The following is a 14,414-nucleotide window of genomic DNA, read 5'->3' as shown; positions in this document are numbered from 1 at the left end:
CGTTGAAAAAGTGGTTAGGTATGGCCGTAGCGATCGGAATGATTGTTCTTTTCGTAGCATCCATTTTTTCCGGATACCAGATCGAGCAGAGGGAGGCGGCTGCCAAACAGCAGCAGCCTAAACCCGCTGCGGTTCAGCCGGTGCGGGAGTATCAACCGGCACGGGAATATCAACCAAACGCGGAAGCGGAAAGCGTCAATCGCGTAGAAGCGGTCGATGTGCCTACGGAAGAAATGATGATCGAAGCTCAGGATGTCGCGCAAAAGTTTACTGAAGCCTATGTTCCGTTTGATGCTGAAGATCCGGATCATTTTTTGGAGAAAGTCGAACCCTACGTCACGGCTTCTTTTTGGGAAATGCTGCAAACCGAACAGCGACGCGGCACACTGACGACCGTGAAAACGATCGTTACCGAAGTGGAGCTGCTGCCGCTGAAAGAAGGCAGCAGCGAACAGTGGTGGACGACCAATGTGAATGTGGAGCATATCGGATCCCAGGGCGAAAAAGAGCAGAGTTTGCTTCCTTACGTGCTGAAAATACGGCTGGATGATGGAAAGTGGAAAGTGGATGATTTAGCGCTGAACACAAGGGCGTGGAATCCATGAAAAAGATTCTGATGTTGGGCGGGGTCGCCTTAATTCCGATTTTTCTAGCGGCTGTTCTTGTGATCGGGCTGATGATGACGATTCTAATGGGAGGAAACAACGCATCCGGAAATTCGGCCGGTGGCGGATTCGGCTGGGGTCCGGGCAGCCTATCGAATTTCGGTGAATCGGATATTCCGGCGCAGTTCTTGCCGATCTATCAGGCTGCAGCTGAAAAATACGGAACGCCCTGGAATGTGCTGGCTTCTGTACACCGAAAAGAAACCTCATTTTCAACGCATCTGACCATGATTTCGGGCGTTGGGGCAGAAGGGCATCTGCAGTTTATGCCTTGTACATTTGTGGAGTGGAACCATCCATCTTGTGCAGGTGGTGTAGGTAAAGGGGACTTCACGACTGCGGAAAAAGAAAGCTTGTCCATGATCGCTAAATATGGCGGCTACGGCGTTGATGCGAACGGGGACGGCATCGCGAGTATGTGGGACATCGAAGATGCCATTTTTTCGGCAGCTAATTATTTAGGGAAAAGCGGAGCTGCGAGCGGAGATATTGAAGGTGCGCTGCTGAAATATAACAAGGATACGTCTTATGTAGCTGAAATCATGAAGTACGCGACACTTTACGTCGAGCAGGGTTATAACGTGATCGAGGTTCCGCAAGCCGGACAGAATGGGTTTGTGCGGCCGATCAACGGGGCGGTCACCTCAAACTTCGGGATGCGGACGCATCCGATTACGGGTAAGCAAAAACTTCATGCCGGTGTCGATTTGGGCTGTTATAACGGGGAGCCAGTTCCGGCTTCAAAAGCAGGAAAGGTGATCTTCAGTGCTTGGCAAGATTCCAGCAGGCCAGGCGTTGGGTATGGGCAGTATATTCGGATCGACCACGGCGGCGGTTACGTTACGACGTACGGCCACTTATCACGGCTGATTGCGGGCGTTGGCGATACGGTACAAGCCGGGAGCGTAATCGGAGAGTGCGGATCTACAGGCGGCAGCACAGGACCGCACTTGCACTTTGAAATCATCATTAACGGTAGCCCGGTTGATCCGATGCCGTTCCTTGGAGGGAAATAAAATGTATTACGGATACCGCTACGAAGCTGATGGACGTTATCACGCTGCCGATTATATCGAATCAGCTCAAGAAATCATGGGGTATTTAAAAGCTCAGAAACGCAAGCATCCTCAAGTCCGGATTACGAATAGCGACGATCATATCATCGCGGAAACAAAAAACGGCCATATTATTTTTCCGGAATATGTGGCCGTGGCTGATATGTTAGATGAAGTCCTGGAAGATCCGAATTATGATCCTGAAAAGTTTGTACGAGAGTTGGCCGGATCGAATATCATTTACGAAGGCTACCTTCCAGCAGATAAGGAAGACGCGGTTTATTTGCTGCAAAGCTTGTATAGTCAGTATATCCGGTATTATAAAGAAGGCTGAAAAAACGGCTCAAACACGAGCCGTTCTTTTTGTTGCACATGAAACAAGCAAGAATAATAACTGACTTTCTAGTATTTTTTTAATGCTCCTCAGAATTATTAGTAAGAAGAGAAAGAAGCAGCCACCGAGAGGATGGCTGCTTTTTTACATAGCTTATGAAGCGTTGATTTACTTATATGGAAAAGCTTCGTTTTGTGAGACTTTAATTGATTCATCTGGATAGCTTTTTTGAAAATGACGCCTGACTTTTAAATGGATATCGCTTGTATACCACTTCTGCAACTCGTTTTCTTTAAATAAGGCTCGCATGCCGATTTTTTCTGAACGGCTGCCTCTCGCACCATCTCCGATGAGTAGCGTATCAATCCAGATTCGATCCGCTGCTTCTTTTAATAGGGTTGGGAAATCTGGGGTAAAAGGCAGCACTGGAGATAGTGAAGCCTGCGTGAGAATATCGGCTTCCCGTATTTGCTGCAGCGCTTTGATTCGAAGTGGAATGCCGGGTGCATGCGGAGCAAAAATCCGCCGTACATCTTCGCGATCGGTTTCGATTGTCATGGAGACAAGCAAAGAACAGTGCTTGTTCAATTCCTTTAACAAATCTATATCTCGAGTAATAAGAGGACTGCGCGTTTGAATTTGCAGCGTGTCGGGCGGATCGTTCAGCATCGCTTTTAGCAGCTCTCTTGTAATCCCTGCTTGTTGCTCCGCCGGCTGATATGGATCCGTTACAGAAGACATGAACAGATGCAAAGACTTATCTTTGGCGCGGAGCTTACGTACTTCTTCCTGATAAAGCAAGGCGGCATTGACTTTCATATCCACCCATTCTCCCCAGGGTTTATCTTTGTATCGCTGGATGGGCAGTTCCCGAACATAGCAGTAGCGGCATGCAAAGGCGCAGCCGCTGTAAGGATTCAGAGAATGGGTAAAACCGACGTCGAGGTAGCCCTTGGCAACGGTTAATATTGTTTTAGCAATCGTTTCTTTTTGTTCTGTAGTCATAAAGACCCCTATCATACTTAGCCGGATGTCTTTTAATGATAAAGCATCTTGGCGTAGATTTCGTAGTCGTCGTCTCCGAATACGTTGAATATGATCGTGTCCAAGGCATGATCGTGTGTTTGTAGCCATTGATTGACCGTTTGAAGTGCGATACGTGCAGCTTCTTCTTTTGGGAAGCCAAAAATTCCCGTTGATATGGCGCAAAAAGCAAGGCTTCGAATATCGCCTTTTTGCTGAGTTAGATCGAGGCAAGAGATATAACAAGAGGCGAGCTCTTTTTTCTGTTGTTCTGTGGGCGTCCTACCATTTGCGACAATCGGACCGACCGTGTGTATAACGTAAGACGCTGGCAGATTATAGGCACGCGTTAATTTCGCTTCGCCAGTCGGTTCGGTGTGTCCTTGCCGGATCATCAGACGATGACAGTCTTCCCGTAGACGGGGTCCGGCTGCTGCGTGTATCGCATTATCGATACACGCATGTCCTGGCTGAAAACACCCAAGCAGCGCTGAATTAGCGGCATTAACAATAGCATCGGCATGCAACGTCGTAATATCGCCCTGCCAAAGTACTAAACGATCGGACTCGCTGAAAGGCGACTTAACCGATCTTTCAGACACTTTACGCAGTTCCTGCGCATTTACGATTTCTTTTTTTCGCAGTTCACTTTGAAGCAGGTCATCCAAAGTGCGGTGGAAGGAGTCCGGCAAAGGCTGTGCTTTCCGCAGCGTCAGAAGCTTTTTCAGCAGCAAACGTTTTTCTTCGTAGCTGGATGGAAGTTCGACAGAGATTCCGTCTTCATATTCGCTCAACAGTACATGAAGAAGTTCGTTAACTCTTTCCATATCCGTCTTGTCCGTATAAGGAAGCGGAAGAAAAGGATGATCCAGTTCCAGCAGGCTGAGATACATATCCAAAGTAAGCGTCATAAGAGTTTCCTTTCTTTCTATTGGTAGAATCAAAAATCTAGCAAAGCGGTAACCACTTCATTTATGGGTTCTGTAAAAGAGATCGTTTGTGCTGCAATTTCACGAGCCCCGTCCGGATGATCGCGATTAAAACGAATTAGGGTAGCTTGTTCGTTATGAGTGGTAAACGTTTCAAAGGGATATCGAATAATGCCTGGTGTGTTGAAACCGACTCCGAATTCTAGATATACCGTTTTGGCCGTAAGAGTCTGCTGTGCGAATGCCTTATACTTTTCAGCCATTTCGTACCATCTCTCATCTTGAACAAAATGTTGATCTTTCCGAAGGTTAACGTCCATAGGACCGCCGCATACCGGACAGGCGGGAACTAGGCGCTGTGGAATTTCACAGTTGTTCGTAAGGGCCACCATTTCCGCGATTAACTCTTTGTTCTCATAAAGCTTATCATGACACCCTTTTTCGCACTGCAAGTAGCCGTAATCGCCTTGAATCTCAAATACTCGATTTTCCGGGAAACCGGCTTTGGTGAATTGGCTTTCGACGTTGGTAGAAATAACGAAATAACTCTGATCACTCACCAACCGATAAATATCCCGATAAAGAGGAGTCGCCTCTGTTTCGTATCGATTCAAACTGATATGGTGCGCCCAATAAGCCCATTTTTCGGTTTGTGTAGCAAAGGGGTAGAAACTAGACGTATACAGGTCGGTGAATTTATATTTTTCAATAAAAGCTTGGAATCGTTCAGTAAATCGCGGACCGCTGTAAAGCAATCCCGCCGCTGCTGACAAGCCGGCACCGCCGCCGATCAAAATATGATCAGCTTCCGCAAGGGCTTGCTTGGTTTGTTCGACCCGCTTATCGAGCGATGTATTCATTTTATTTCTCCTTCGACTCGGTTTGCTCCGTAACTACTACGATCTTCCCGCCGGCCGTATTGCTTTCCATCAATTGATGGGCTAAGCCGATTTGTTCTAACGGAAATGTGGCAGCTACAGGCGCCTGAAGACGGTGGTTTTCGATATGAGTAAACAGTTCTTGCAGCAGATGAATTTTGACCGGCGTGCTAGTAAATGAAGTTAGATACACGGCGGTCGGTACATCGACCATCGGTTCGAATTGATTCATCACCCATTCATTCCCGAGAATGCCGGTCACGCAGACGATGCCATACTCAGCAGCAAGGGTCAGCGAATGTTTGAGCGTAGACGTTCCGATCAGCTCAAGCACCTTATCAACGCCCTGCGGAAACTGCGAAAACAGTTCTTCGCTTAGTGCGCCACTGTCCAACCAGGCATAGTCGGCTCCGGCCTGCTTCAGCCTGTGCAATTTGTCTGCGCTGCGAGAGGTTGAAATGACGGTCGCCCCGATGCTTTTGGCGAGCTGTAGAGCCGCCAAGCCCACAGAACTCGTACCGCCGCGAATCAGCAGCGTTTCGCCTGGCTGCAGCTTCAATACATCAAATAGCGAAGCATAGGCGGTATAATACATTTCCGGAATAGCAGCCAACTGCGTCCAATCCATTGATTGAGCGATTGGATAGACCTGATCTGAAGGGATCAGCGCATATTCGGCATAGCTTCCGTCAAAGTCACGGCCAAGTCCGCCCATAAGCGATACGACGCGCTGCTCTTTATGAAAATAGCTATCGGACGGATCATCAATTTCTCCGGCGCATTCAATTCCGATGATACGAGGAAGCTTTACGGATGGCGAATGTCCCTGTCGGGTAAACATTTCCGAGCGATTGATGCCGAATGCTTTGATCTTGACTCTTACCCAGCCCGGTTTCACTTGAGGAATAGGGACTTCATCTACCGTCAGTTCTTCTGCGGTGCAGGGACGTTTCAGTACGATAGCTTTCATATTGTGTAGCCTCCCGATTCAGATTTATAGCTTGGCAGCAGGCGGAGTCAATCGTTTTTCGATATACAAAAACAAGGCGTTAATCAGCAGCGCCAAACCTGCCGACAGAATACTGCCCCAAATAATTTTGTCGATATTCAAGGTGCGCAGTCCGTCGAACAAGATGTCACCCAAACCGCCAGCATTGATAAAGGCCGCGATGGTGGCAATGCCTACCGTAGACACAGAGGCAAGACGGATCCCGGTAAAGATTGACCGCCGGGCCAAAGGCAGACGAACTTGGAACAAGGTCTGCCATCGATTCATGCCCATTCCAGTCGCTGCTTCGACAATTGAAGGGTCTAAATCCGTAAGCCCAGTCAGGAAGTTACGCAGCAAAATATATTGATTGTAAAGAATCAATACTAAAATCGCAGTCTTCTGTCCAAGTCCGGTCAGCGGGATCAGCAGGACGAACAAGGCAAGACTTGGGACGGCATACAAAATAGAAAAGAGATAAACAATAGGTCTGGAAATTACTGGAACGTACATAGCCAGCAGACTAAGCAGAGAAGCCGCCGCAATGGAGAACAGAAGAGTGAGAGCGACCAAAAGTATATGCTCCCAGAGAGCCTCGCCCAATTTATCTGCATGATTTAAGGCATAATCAATCATAAAGTTCCTCCCAGAACCGTTCCTGCTGCCTGGACGAAGCAATCAAGGAAGTGACAAATCCGTCTGCAGGGTGTTTGGCGATCCGCTCTGGCGTATCAAACTGGCAAACTTGTCCTTTATCCATAATAATGACCCGCGTACCTAACTTAAATGCTTCATTGATATCGTGGGTAACAAGCAAAAACGTTTTGCCAAGTCCACGGTGGAGGCGCAGCAGTTCATCTTGCAAAGAGGTACGGTTGATGGCATCGACTGCTCCGAACGGTTCGTCGAGCAGCATGACATCGGGATCGGCCGCGAGCGCTCGCGCAAGGCCTGAGCGCTGCTGCTGGCCTCCAGAAAGCTGAGCAGGATAGCGATTTCGGTACTCTTTCGGCGGAAGGCCGACAAGCTCGAGCAGTTCGTCGACGCGAGCTTCGATTTTGCTGCGGGGCCATTTCAGTAATTTGGGAACAACCGCAATGTTCTGAGCAATTGTCAAGTGAGGAAACAGCCCGGTTTGCTGAATGACATATCCGATTTTTCTTCGAAGCGCGACGGGGTTCATCACGGCAATATTTTCGCCAAACAGTGTGATCGTTCCGCTGCTCGGCTCTTGCAGTCGATTAACCATTTTCAGCAGCGTCGTTTTTCCGGAACCGGAAGACCCCAGGATCGTAATGAACTCTCCCTGTTCGATGTTCAAACTCACGTCCTTTACCGCGTAGTCGTCGGTATGATCGTATCGTTTGCTGACTTCATTGAATGTAATGATCGTATTCGACATGGGGTCCTCCGTATTAACAAATTATTTGATAGATTTGTAAAATTCTTCAGCTACATCTTCATAGTCTTCTTTATCGATGTCTACTTTAGCATTCAAAGCCGTAATCGTTTCGGTATCCAGAGCCGCGCTGACTTTGTTGATCGCGTCGGCAATATCAGGATTTGCTTCGAGCACTTCGTTGCGAATGACAGGAGCCAGATTGTAAGGTGGCCATACCTGCTTGTCGTCTTCCAATAGCGTGAATTTCTCCTTTTCGGTCAAACGTCCTTCCGTCGTATAGGCAGGAGCCACGTCGGCTTCATCGTTGGCAAGCAGTTCATATTTCAAGCCATTATCGTATACTTTTGAAGATTTCCATTCCAGAGGTCCATATACTTTTTCCAGAGCAGGGATTCCGTCTTCCCGCTGGTCCACTTCCCCCTGTGACGCGAAGCGCAGTTCGGAAGCGTGCTTTTGCAGATCGCTGATGGTCTTAATTCCCAGCTCTTCGGAAACTTCGGTACGAATGACAAGACCTGCACCGTCGTTTGCCTGCGAATAATCCAACCAAGTCGCATTGAATTTCTTATTATATTCTTCTTTCACTTTTTGATAGACTTGCTCGGGGTCCGTGATCAGTGGTTCTTGAAGAATAACGAGAAGTCCGGTACCCGTATATTCTGGATACAGATCGATTTCGTTATTAGTCAATGCTGTATGCACAACGGAACTTGCGATGTTTGGTTTGCGTTCAACGTTATAGCCTGCATTTTCAAGCGCCAATGCGTACAGTTCGCCGACAATCAGATTCTCCGTAAAGTCTTTAGTTCCCACGCGAATCGTCGGTTTGTCGCCAGACGCTTGATTTCCGCTACCACATGCAACTACAAGCAGCGCGGTTACGACCAAAACGACGGCTGTTTTTACTTTTTTCATATTCATCCTTGAAAACCCCTTTTTCTATTTTTGAATTTGTTAATGACTAGGTTTTTCTCCGTGAGATCTAAAATTAGGCTTGCTACAACAGCGATCAGAGCGACTGATAGTCCGCCGATCAGCAGCAGATCAATGCGATTCAGTCCAAGCCCGGTAAAGATTAAATCGCCGAGTCCTCCCGCGCCGATCTTGGCGGCGAGTGTAGCACTAGCTACGATTTCAATGATTGCCGTTTTGACGCCGGTCAAGATCAAAGGCATCGCTAACGGAACGCGAACTTTCCACAAGGCCTGACGTTCCGTCATGCCCATGCCAGACGCAGCTTCCAACAAATCGGAAGAAACGTTCCTCAGTCCAGCAATCGTATTCAGCAGGATAGATGGGATAGCAAGCAGTACGAGCGCAGTTAGCGCGGGACGAAGACCTGTGCCCATCAACGGAAGGAGCAAAAGCAGAACGGCGAGGCTAGGTACGATTCGCAGGATTTGAAAAAAACCAGCAATCCATTTTTCTTGCTTGGCATATTTGAGACAAAAAAAGGCGCCGACTATGCCGATTGTCGATGCAATCAGTAGAGCCGCAATGCTAACGATCAAGTGCTGCTGGACAGAAAGCAGGTAAGTATTCATATTTTCAGCAAAATAGCTTTGCATTTGCTTTCCCAATGCATCGTTCAATTAATCACATCCTGATCGATCAGATTCATATCTCTTATGGTAAAGAAAAGCGAGTTTACTGAAAAGTAGGCACCTTTTTAGGGGCTAAGTTACCTTTTAGTAACGATTGTGTGGGATAAGGATTTCTTTGATGCAATTTTGTTAAATGTTTATTTGATTTTGAGTTGCAGCAGGATTCAAACTCTTTATAATAAGGATAATAGTATGAATATGAAACTAAGATTCTTTTAGAAACTATTGGAGGTGTAACTCTATGATCCCGGATAAAGGAACACCGCTTTGCCCAGTTGCTACGACTGTAGGGTTGATCGGAAACAAATGGAAGCTGCTTATTTTGCGCGATCTGTTGACAGGGCCCAAACGCTTCGGTGAATTAAAAAGTAGTATTGATGAGCTTAGTCAAAAAGTTTTAACGCAGAATCTGCGTTCCATGGAGACTGACGGAATTATTACACGTAAAGTTTTTGCTGAAGTACCTCCTAGAGTGGAGTATCGGTTAAGTGAGCTGGGAGAAACATTGAGACCGATTATGAGTGTTATGGAAACCTGGGGAAATGGATACCAAAAGTTGGCTAAAGGAGAACTTTTGGTTGAAGATTTAGTGGAAGAGAAAGCTTAATTGAAAAGCACGGTATCTTAGTAATCTGTACTAAGATACCGTGCTTTTTTTGTTGAGTCCATAAGAAAGCTATCATTTTCCCTATATATGATAATTAAATTAATTTATTCTCTATATTTGCGAAAATGTGTTTTATGAATTATAATCACCTTATGAGCTTATGAATAACGTTCTCTAGTGAAAATTGGGAACTTGATCATCCAATACAAATTAGAAGGGAAAGAAACAAAATGAAATTTGAAAACACCAAAACCGCATTGCTGATTGTTGATTTGCAAAACGATAATTTAGTGAAAGGCGGAAAGTTTGAAGGTTCGGGAGCTGTAGAACATGCCGAAAAGCAAAATGTTGTACAAAACATTAAAGCTATAGCAGATAAAGCAAGAGAAGCTGGAATTCCGGTTTTCCATAACCATTTCGTTGTAGAAGCAGGGGCTAAAGGCATCGGAAATAGAGCTCCTATTTTTAAAGCCATTGCTGAAGTGGGAAGTATTGTTAGAGGAACTTGGGGGGCAGCTCCTGTAAAAGAAGTAGAGCCTCAAGAAGGAGATTTTGTTATTGAAAAATCGCGCATGAGTGCATTCAATGGTACTCAGCTCGATGTATTGTTGAGAGGATTGGGTATTGAAACGATTATCGTCACAGGCGTATGGACTAACATGGCTGTCGAACATACTTGCCGCGACGGTGCCGATCACGGTTATCAGGTTGTCATTGCTACAGACGGTACTTCCACCATTAGCGAAGAGTGGCAGAACGCGGCGCTCAATTATGCAATGAATAATATTGCAACAAAAATGACTTCAGCAGAAATTATTGAAAGCATCTAAAGTACAGAATCAGCAAATCGTTCGACACTAAATCATGATCAATATTGAACAGGCCGTCCACTACTTGGGACGGCCTGTTGTATGTTAAGTGAGTTTAAACCGAAACCTTCATAGGATTCTCTTGTCAGGCCACGTTTGCGGCACTATGGTTAAAGAAGATGTTTGATCGCATTGAATTGACTAATAGAAGAAAAGGATGATAGGCATGAGCGAAGTTGGCACGTTAAAAAAAGGTCTTAGTATCCTGGAATTGATCATAGAGAAAGGCAGTTTGTCCGTGTCTGAAATTGTGGAGATGCTACCTTTGAATAAAAGTACAACTTATCGACTTGTTAGTACTTTAGAACAAAATAATTTCATTGAAAAAAATGCAGAAAACTCGTACAAAGTATCGAGAAAATTAATTGACAAGCTAACCAATAATGGACTTAATTTCGATATGGAAACGATTATCCTTCAAGCTTCTCATACGATCAAAGAATTAACGGGCGAAACAATTTTCATTGGGATACTGAGTGGAGAGCAAATTATGGCTACACATATTATTCCAGGTCGTTTTCCTACACGCACTCATTACGAAAAGGGAGAGACACTGCCTATTTATCAGAGTGCTATAGGAAAATGTATATTGGCTTTTAAATCAGCGAGCATACAGGACAGCTATAAAGAGAAAATGAATGCATCGGCGGATGTCGAGGCCTTTTTTGGAGAGTTGGCTCGAGTATTCGAAGCCGGATATGCGGTTGATGACGAACAGGCAGAGGCCGGAGTACGGTGCGTGGCAGCACCGATTTGGAAGGATGGTCAAATTGTTGCAGGGATCGCCATATCCGGACCCTCCGCTCGAGTCTGTAGAGAAAAAGACGAAGAAAACGGGCAGCTTGTCAAATATTTTTCCAGACATATTACCGAAGCCCTGGAAAATTAGCGGCATAAGATATAAAAGAAATTTCGCACTAAAATTATTTAAAAACAAAAAGGGGATGCATTAAACAGCATCTCCTTTTTGTTTTTAAAATATGTCTCGTACATGAACTCCATTTTAATCTTCTGCGTGCAGCCTTCAAAGAGCTGCTTATTTGGATAAAATCTCAAGTTCTTTTGCAATGGATCGTTGGGCTGTCTTTAACTTAGCAACGATATGCTTTATATTATTACGCGATATTTGATAAGTGGGAGCCGCAACAGCTAAGGCTGCAACAACTTGTTGATTACGAAAAACAGGAACAGCTACGCAGCGAATACCTACAATACGTTCCTCGTCATCAAAGGCAAAGCCGTCTTTACGGATCGCTTTCAGATGGTAATGAAATAACTGGGCGTCTTGAAAAGTGTTTTTTGTTGCCTGCTCAAGTGATAGTTGATGAGATATATCCGTTAATGCGGGTTCACTCAAATTCGCTAAAATGACTTTTCCTAAAGCAGATTGATGCAATTTTGAACGATTTCCGATCTCTTCGCTTGACGATTCATAAAAAGGCTCGTGCAAAACCTGCGTCATCACAAGTTCTGTCCTATCCATTTTCCCTATATAAGTACTGAATCGAAGCTTTTGCGCCGTTTGATAGATTGAGTGTAATGAAGCCCATTCCATCTGAATACGCTGTTCGCCGCTTGCCTGTGTCGCATTATGGGAAATGAAATATTGGGTTTGAAGTTTATATACATACTTCATATCTTCTAAGGTTTTTAAAATACGAAAAGCGGTAGATTTACTGATACTTAATTCTTCCATTACATCCCGTAGTGTAACGCCTTTTCGGTGCTTGATTATTTCCAAAGCCATGAGTCCTTTTTTTAAGGTTAACACTTCATTGTGAGCCATACGATCACCTCAACATCAATAGGAATATAACTAAACTATTTGCTTAATTAATGCAATAAGAGGGAGCAGGGTTTCAAATAATGAAACCTTACTCAAAAAAATTGTTCCGTCTAATCGATATGAGTAGGATAAACTTTATCGACAATAGGAGGCGAAACATGAGATATACAACTTTGAAAAAAACCGATTTTAAAATATCAACAATCGGACTAGGTACTAATGCTGTCGGAGGACATAATTTATTTCAAAATCTAGATGAAGAAGAAGGAAAGGATTTTGTGCGCGAGGCGCTGCAGTTGGACATCAATTTTATCGACACGGCCGATATTTACGGTCTTGGCCGCTCGGAAGAATTGGTCGGCGAAGTATTGAAAGAATACAAACGCGACGATATTGTCGTTGCGACAAAAGGTGGACAGCACTGGTTTGATGACGGTTCAGTTAAAACGGATAATCATCCGGAATATCTTCGTCAAGCTGTAGAAAAAAGTTTGCAGCGAATGCAGCTGGATCATGTAGATTTATACTATTTGCATTTTCCAGATGGACAAACGCCATTGGCGGAGTCGATCGGCGAACTCTCTCGCTTAAAAAAAGAAGGGAAGATTCGAGCTATTGGAATTTCCAACGTTTCACTTGAACAGTTGAAAGAAGCTAATCAACAACAGGATATTTCCGTTTTGCAGGCTTCCTATAATATGTTAGATCGTTCTGCAGAATCGGATTTACTGCCTTATTGCAGAGAACAGCAGATTTCTTTCATTCCATATGGCCCATTGGCTTTTGGATTACTCGGCGGCGGATTCGCCCCCGATACTCGATTGGATCCGCAGGATTGGCGTAACTCGATTCCTTTTTTTCAACCCGATCAATTCCATCAAACCCTTGCTATTGTCGAAAAATTGAAAGAAATAGCTGCGGAAAAAGGGACGACTCTTCCAAATCTAGCGTTAGCGTGGTTGCTCGCTCAAGATGGAGTCGATTCTGTTATACCAGGAGGGAAAAATAAAGTTCGCATTCGTGAGAATGTTGAAGCAAGCGATATTAATTTTTCTCAAGAGGAATTAGCTCGTATTGACAGTTTGTTAAACAATCGATCATAAGCTTTCTTATACTTACCATAAAAAGCCTTTACTTGACCTTAACAGCTCAAGTAAAGGCTTTTAGGTTAATAGAAATCTTGCTCGCCTTCCTTTTCCGCATACACGCAGATCAATACAACAGCTGTATCCTCACCGATATTTCGCACTATATGAGGTGTACACGCATTCCAGCTAAAAGAATCGCCTTCTTCAAATTCACCCGAGTCTTCTCCTTGCTCCGCATAAATTTTTCCTTTTATCACGATATGAACCTCTTCGCCTTCATGAGCGTAAGGTAAGTCGCCAGTTGAAGCACCCGAAGGAAATTCAACAATTCGCATTCTTACCTTTTTCGTAGAACTTAGATGCTCCACTTTTAACTTATCTGAACCACTTGTAGTAATCATGCGCTCGTTTTTTCGTACCACTCGCATACGCTCATCTTCTTTTAACAATAAATAAGCAAGAGGTACTTCTATCGCTTTAGCTATACTTTCTAAGGTTGAAATAGAAGGCGAAGTCTTATTTGTTTCTACTTGGCTCATGAACCCTTGAGAAAGCCCTGTAATTTCACAAATCTGAGCAATCGTAATATTTTTACGTTTCCGAATGGCACGTATGTTAGAACCAATATCCATTATATACACTCCTAAAATATTAGTCATAAAGAATATAATTTTATATTAACAATTTTATCATTGACAAGTCAACGCGCGAAAGTGTAAATTACTAATATAGAATTTATATTCTAATGACTAATATATTAAGGGGCGAAAAAAGTGACAAAAGCAGCTGTAGTAGCAACAATTATGCGAGTCGTGTTAGGGATTATTTTTGTGTTTCATGGGGTTGCTAAGTTTCAAATGGGACTTGGCAATGTAGAAGCTTGGTTCAGTTCCATAGGCATTCCGGGATTTTTGGCTTATGTTGTCGCTGTACTTGAATTAGGTGGGGGCATTCTGTTAATTCTAGGTCTGTTTACTCGTTATGTATCCGGCGCTTTGTTTATTGTGCTTGCCGGAGCGATTGTTACGACAAAGCTTTCTGCTGGACTGCTTGGGAATGGTGAGTCGGCCGGGTATGAACTTGATCTTAGCTTAATGTTGATTCTGCTGTATTTCATTGTAAATACGGCTCCACTGTCTATTGATCGCTTGATGAACAAAAGAACGGCTGAATGACTAGGGGTAAT

At 44.5% G+C, this 14,414-nt stretch carries 18 protein-coding genes; 8 read left to right on the top strand and 10 right to left on the bottom strand.

Annotation, left to right across the window (positions count from 1 at the left end; translation table 11 throughout):
• Positions 1-2: 2 nt before the first annotated feature.
• The 3 genes from H065_RS0121485 to H065_RS0121475 are packed head-to-tail and all read left to right on the top strand — an operon-like array spanning position 3 to position 2,054.
• On the top strand, positions 3-605 hold the full coding sequence (locus tag H065_RS0121485) for a hypothetical protein (RefSeq protein ID WP_026136378.1): 603 nt from the start codon (positions 3-5) through the stop codon (positions 603-605).
• Positions 602-1,681 carry a peptidoglycan DD-metalloendopeptidase family protein gene (locus H065_RS26535; protein ID WP_017815158.1) on the top strand — a complete coding sequence of 360 codons (1,080 nt, stop codon included), beginning with the start codon at positions 602-604 and terminating at the stop codon, positions 1,679-1,681. The genes H065_RS0121485 and H065_RS26535 overlap by 4 nt, the downstream gene beginning before the upstream one ends.
• A 1-nt stretch (position 1,682) precedes the next feature.
• A complete protein-coding gene (locus tag H065_RS0121475; RefSeq protein ID WP_017815157.1) occupies positions 1,683-2,054 on the top strand; it encodes a hypothetical protein in 372 nt (123 codons plus the stop codon).
• 168 nt (positions 2,055-2,222) lie between these two features.
• On the opposite strand, the gene H065_RS0121470 is transcribed toward H065_RS0121475, so the two are convergent.
• From H065_RS0121470 to H065_RS0121435, 8 genes are read right to left on the bottom strand one after another with little or no spacing between them, the layout of a single operon-like run.
• Complete coding sequence (locus tag H065_RS0121470; protein WP_017815156.1) at positions 2,223-3,059, bottom strand: SPL family radical SAM protein; 837 nt, start codon at positions 3,057-3,059, stop codon at positions 2,223-2,225.
• A 32-nt stretch (positions 3,060-3,091) separates the two neighbouring features.
• Positions 3,092-3,988 (bottom strand): protein-ADP-ribose hydrolase, encoded by an 897-nt coding sequence (locus tag H065_RS0121465; RefSeq protein WP_017815155.1) that lies wholly within the window; start codon positions 3,986-3,988, stop codon positions 3,092-3,094.
• 29 nt (positions 3,989-4,017) lie between these two features.
• On the bottom strand, positions 4,018-4,866 hold the full coding sequence (locus H065_RS0121460; protein WP_017815154.1) for an SIR2 family NAD-dependent protein deacylase: 849 nt from the start codon (positions 4,864-4,866) through the stop codon (positions 4,018-4,020).
• Position 4,867: 1 nt separating this feature from the next.
• Positions 4,868-5,854 (bottom strand): zinc-binding alcohol dehydrogenase family protein, encoded by a 987-nt coding sequence (locus tag H065_RS0121455; RefSeq protein WP_017815153.1) that lies wholly within the window; start codon positions 5,852-5,854, stop codon positions 4,868-4,870.
• 24 nt (positions 5,855-5,878) lie between these two features.
• A complete protein-coding gene (locus tag H065_RS0121450; RefSeq protein ID WP_017815152.1) occupies positions 5,879-6,508 on the bottom strand; it encodes an ABC transporter permease in 630 nt (209 codons plus the stop codon).
• Positions 6,501-7,274, bottom strand: coding sequence for an ABC transporter ATP-binding protein (locus H065_RS0121445; RefSeq protein WP_017815151.1), 774 nt, complete (start codon positions 7,272-7,274; stop codon positions 6,501-6,503). The genes H065_RS0121450 and H065_RS0121445 overlap by 8 nt, the downstream gene beginning before the upstream one ends.
• Before the next feature lie 21 nt (positions 7,275-7,295).
• The gene (locus tag H065_RS0121440; RefSeq protein WP_017815150.1) at positions 7,296-8,195 is read right to left on the bottom strand and encodes a glycine betaine ABC transporter substrate-binding protein; all 900 of its coding nucleotides are present in this window, start codon (positions 8,193-8,195) and stop codon (positions 7,296-7,298) included.
• Complete coding sequence (locus H065_RS0121435; protein WP_017815149.1) at positions 8,192-8,866, bottom strand: ABC transporter permease; 675 nt, start codon at positions 8,864-8,866, stop codon at positions 8,192-8,194. Before H065_RS0121435 ends, H065_RS0121440 begins: the two co-directional genes overlap by 4 nt.
• A gap of 253 nt (positions 8,867-9,119) precedes the next feature.
• Here H065_RS0121435 and H065_RS0121430 point away from each other — a divergent pair, with 253 nt between their 5' ends.
• The 3 genes from H065_RS0121430 (at position 9,120) to H065_RS0121420 (ending at position 11,243) form a co-directional block, all read left to right on the top strand.
• Positions 9,120-9,485 (top strand): winged helix-turn-helix transcriptional regulator, encoded by a 366-nt coding sequence (locus H065_RS0121430; RefSeq protein ID WP_017815148.1) that lies wholly within the window; start codon positions 9,120-9,122, stop codon positions 9,483-9,485.
• A 230-nt stretch (positions 9,486-9,715) separates the two neighbouring features.
• Entirely contained in the window at positions 9,716-10,315 is a 600-nt protein-coding gene (locus H065_RS0121425; RefSeq protein WP_017815147.1) for a cysteine hydrolase family protein, read from the top strand.
• A gap of 205 nt (positions 10,316-10,520) precedes the next feature.
• Positions 10,521-11,243 carry an IclR family transcriptional regulator gene (locus tag H065_RS0121420; RefSeq protein WP_017815146.1) on the top strand — a complete coding sequence of 241 codons (723 nt, stop codon included), beginning with the start codon at positions 10,521-10,523 and terminating at the stop codon, positions 11,241-11,243.
• Positions 11,244-11,390: 147 nt separating this feature from the next.
• On the opposite strand, the gene H065_RS0121415 is transcribed toward H065_RS0121420, so the two are convergent.
• Positions 11,391-12,140, bottom strand: coding sequence for an IclR family transcriptional regulator (locus H065_RS0121415; RefSeq protein ID WP_017815145.1), 750 nt, complete (start codon positions 12,138-12,140; stop codon positions 11,391-11,393).
• A 158-nt stretch (positions 12,141-12,298) separates the two neighbouring features.
• Between H065_RS0121415 and H065_RS0121410 the strand changes: the two genes are divergently transcribed.
• Positions 12,299-13,243, top strand: coding sequence for an aldo/keto reductase (locus H065_RS0121410; protein WP_017815144.1), 945 nt, complete (start codon positions 12,299-12,301; stop codon positions 13,241-13,243).
• A gap of 65 nt (positions 13,244-13,308) precedes the next feature.
• On the opposite strand, the gene H065_RS0121405 is transcribed toward H065_RS0121410, so the two are convergent.
• Complete coding sequence (locus H065_RS0121405; protein WP_017815143.1) at positions 13,309-13,860, bottom strand: helix-turn-helix domain-containing protein; 552 nt, start codon at positions 13,858-13,860, stop codon at positions 13,309-13,311.
• Positions 13,861-14,031: 171 nt separating this feature from the next.
• Between H065_RS0121405 and H065_RS0121400 the strand changes: the two genes are divergently transcribed.
• Positions 14,032-14,403 (top strand): DoxX family protein, encoded by a 372-nt coding sequence (locus H065_RS0121400; RefSeq protein WP_081604193.1) that lies wholly within the window; start codon positions 14,032-14,034, stop codon positions 14,401-14,403.
• Positions 14,404-14,414: the final 11 nt, after the last annotated feature.

Source organism: Paenibacillus shenyangensis (assembly GCF_000346635.1).
Classification (GTDB): Bacteria; Bacillota; Bacilli; order Paenibacillales; family Paenibacillaceae; genus Saccharibacillus; species Saccharibacillus dauci.
The sequence above is the reverse complement of the archived record's forward strand: the minus strand, read 5'-3'. Positions and strand labels throughout refer to the sequence as shown.

Bases quoted from the DNA above. Each gene is read 5' to 3' on its own strand.
- H065_RS26535 (WP_017815158.1), top strand. From the start codon at position 602: ATGAAAAAGATTCTGATGTTGGGCGGGGTCGCCTTAATTCCGATTTTT.
- H065_RS0121475 (WP_017815157.1), top strand. From the start codon at position 1,683: ATGTATTACGGATACCGCTACGAAGCTGATGGACGTTATCACGCTGCC.
- H065_RS0121470 (WP_017815156.1), bottom strand. From the start codon at position 3,059: ATGACTACAGAACAAAAAGAAACGATTGCTAAAACAATATTAACCGTT.
- H065_RS0121465 (WP_017815155.1), bottom strand. From the start codon at position 3,988: ATGACGCTTACTTTGGATATGTATCTCAGCCTGCTGGAACTGGATCAT.
- H065_RS0121460 (WP_017815154.1), bottom strand. From the start codon at position 4,866: ATGAATACATCGCTCGATAAGCGGGTCGAACAAACCAAGCAAGCCCTT.
- H065_RS0121455 (WP_017815153.1), bottom strand. From the start codon at position 5,854: ATGAAAGCTATCGTACTGAAACGTCCCTGCACCGCAGAAGAACTGACG.
- H065_RS0121450 (WP_017815152.1), bottom strand. From the start codon at position 6,508: ATGATTGATTATGCCTTAAATCATGCAGATAAATTGGGCGAGGCTCTC.
- H065_RS0121445 (WP_017815151.1), bottom strand. From the start codon at position 7,274: ATGTCGAATACGATCATTACATTCAATGAAGTCAGCAAACGATACGAT.
- H065_RS0121440 (WP_017815150.1), bottom strand. From the start codon at position 8,195: ATGAATATGAAAAAAGTAAAAACAGCCGTCGTTTTGGTCGTAACCGCG.
- H065_RS0121430 (WP_017815148.1), top strand. From the start codon at position 9,120: ATGATCCCGGATAAAGGAACACCGCTTTGCCCAGTTGCTACGACTGTA.
- H065_RS0121425 (WP_017815147.1), top strand. From the start codon at position 9,716: ATGAAATTTGAAAACACCAAAACCGCATTGCTGATTGTTGATTTGCAA.
- H065_RS0121420 (WP_017815146.1), top strand. From the start codon at position 10,521: ATGAGCGAAGTTGGCACGTTAAAAAAAGGTCTTAGTATCCTGGAATTG.
- H065_RS0121415 (WP_017815145.1), bottom strand. From the start codon at position 12,140: ATGGCTCACAATGAAGTGTTAACCTTAAAAAAAGGACTCATGGCTTTG.
- H065_RS0121410 (WP_017815144.1), top strand. From the start codon at position 12,299: ATGAGATATACAACTTTGAAAAAAACCGATTTTAAAATATCAACAATC.
- H065_RS0121405 (WP_017815143.1), bottom strand. From the start codon at position 13,860: ATGGATATTGGTTCTAACATACGTGCCATTCGGAAACGTAAAAATATT.
- H065_RS0121400 (WP_081604193.1), top strand. From the start codon at position 14,032: ATGCGAGTCGTGTTAGGGATTATTTTTGTGTTTCATGGGGTTGCTAAG.